The organism is Clostridium punense, assembly GCF_017874425.1.
Taxonomy (GTDB): domain Bacteria; phylum Bacillota; class Clostridia; order Clostridiales; family Clostridiaceae; genus Clostridium_J; species Clostridium_J punense.
In genome coordinates this window covers 1-1,486 of record NZ_JAGGLL010000091.1, presented here as the reverse complement: position 1 = coordinate 1,486, position 1,486 = coordinate 1, and the positions used below count along the sequence as shown (strand labels likewise).

The 1,486-nt window shown below is 34.1% G+C and carries 2 protein-coding genes; both read left to right on the top strand.

Going from position 1 to position 1,486, the window contains the following annotated elements:
* Positions 1-84 precede the first annotated feature (84 nt).
* Complete coding sequence (locus J2Z44_RS21355) at positions 85-558, top strand: DUF2520 domain-containing protein (protein ID WP_082206898.1); 474 nt, start codon at positions 85-87, stop codon at positions 556-558.
* A gap of 5 nt (positions 559-563) precedes the next feature.
* Complete coding sequence (panB, locus tag J2Z44_RS21350; RefSeq protein ID WP_021282774.1) at positions 564-1,391, top strand: 3-methyl-2-oxobutanoate hydroxymethyltransferase; 828 nt, start codon at positions 564-566, stop codon at positions 1,389-1,391.
* Positions 1,392-1,486 lie beyond the last annotated feature (95 nt).

Here is a 1,486-nt window from a genome sequence, read left to right as displayed (position 1 = left end):
GTTTATATAAAAATCATAGACAAATTGAACTGAAAAATATACAGAAAATTAATTGCTTAATTGGAAAATTAAGTTATTCGGAATATGAGTTATAAGTCTCTTAAGGAGGCTTGGTTTACAATTGAAGGCCATGAAAAATATATGAAGGAGCTTATAGAGATTTTTAAGTCTTTAGGAAACAATATCCTTCCTATAAAAACTCAGGATAAAGCTCTTTATCACTTAGCTTCTGTGACAGTAAGCAATATTTTTTGCGGGCTTATTAGTAGAGCCAGTGGATATTTAAAAGAGTATGGCTTTGAGGAGAAAGAGGCAATTGAGGCCTTATATCCTCTTATAAACTACAACATAAACAATATACGTAGTTTAGGTCTAACTGAAGCTTTAACTGGTCCTGTGGAAAGAGGAGATCTTAATACTATTAAAAATCATGTTAACTCAATGCCTGCAGAGCATGAAGGCACCTATAAGGATTTATCAAAGGAAATATTGAGCTTAGCTAAAGAAAAAAATCCAAACAGGGACTATGGTAAATTAGATGAATATTTGGGGGAATAATTAATATGAAAAATACAGTGATGACTTTTAAAGAAGCAAAAACTAAAGGTGAAAAACTCACAATGCTTACAGCCTATGATTATTCAATGGCTAAGCTTATAGATGAATCAGAGATAAATGGTATTCTTGTAGGTGATTCACTTGGAATGGTATGTCTTGGGTATGAAGATACCCTAAGTGTTACTATGGAGGATATGATTCATCATACAAAGGCAGTAGCAAGAGGGGCAAAAAATGCTCTTATTGTTGGAGATATGCCTTTTATGTCTTATCAAACCTCTATTTATGATGCTGTGTGTAATGCAGGAAGACTTATAAAAGAAGGAAATGCAAATGCTGTTAAATTAGAAGGTGGAGCAGCAGTAGTTGAACAGGTAAGGGCAATAGTTAAAGCTTCAATACCTGTAATGGGACATTTAGGTCTAACCCCTCAATCAGTAAATGCCTTTGGAGGCTTTAAGGTTCAGGGGAAAAGTGAGGATGCTGCTAGAAAGCTTATTGAAGAGGCACAGATATTAGAAGAGGCAGGGGCCTTTGCTATAGTGCTAGAATGTGTTCCTGCTAAACTTGCAGAACTTATAACAAGAAAAGTAAGTATACCTACAATAGGAATAGGAGCTGGAAAGGGTTGCGATGGTCAAATTCTTGTGTATCAGGATATGCTTGGCATGTTTTCAGATTTTAAACCTAAATTTGTTAAGCAGTTCTCTGATGTAGGCCATCATATGAGGGAAGGTTTTAAACAATATATTGAAGAAGTAAAAGCTGGTTCCTTTCCTTCAAAGGAGCATGAATTTAAAATAAATGAAGAAGTATTAGAAAAGCTATATTAGTAAGACCAGCTAGTAATAGTCAATAGTTTTTTTAAAAGATTTCTTAGTTTAAAAAAGGGCATCACAAAAAGTACTGTCCGATATACGAACAATAC

Bases quoted from the DNA above. Each gene is read 5' to 3' on its own strand.
- J2Z44_RS21355 (WP_082206898.1), top strand. From the start codon at position 85: ATGAGTTATAAGTCTCTTAAGGAGGCTTGGTTTACAATTGAAGGCCAT.
- panB (WP_021282774.1), top strand. From the start codon at position 564: ATGAAAAATACAGTGATGACTTTTAAAGAAGCAAAAACTAAAGGTGAA.